At 33.5% G+C, this 269-nt stretch carries 1 protein-coding gene; it reads right to left on the reverse strand.

From position 1 onward, the window contains the following. The coding region (locus FOT98_RS31940; RefSeq protein ID WP_260851170.1) for a PD-(D/E)XK nuclease family transposase at positions 1–269 on the reverse strand (269 nt) is incomplete at both ends.

Raw genomic sequence — 269 nt, forward strand, 5'->3', positions numbered from 1 at the left:
TTCATTCCGCCACTGTTGCATGAGTTTTGGAATCTCCACAATATGAACTTCAATATCATCACTTAACTTCTTTTGTTGTTGCTGATTCCATAAGATTCCTGTTGTATGAAATGCTTCATATTCTGGAAACATTACAAAGTTTAATAAATTAATCGTAATGGTTTTGTGAAGAGAACTATATGGCATTCCCTTTTGTAGTTGGGATGTATATAGCCTTCCCCAGTAAGGAAAACTCACGTTTAGTATAAAAAATACGAACAAAAATGCCA

Source organism: Bacillus sp. HY001, assembly GCF_007558965.1.
Classification (GTDB): Bacteria; Bacillota; Bacilli; order Bacillales; family Bacillaceae_G; genus Bacillus_A; species Bacillus_A mobilis.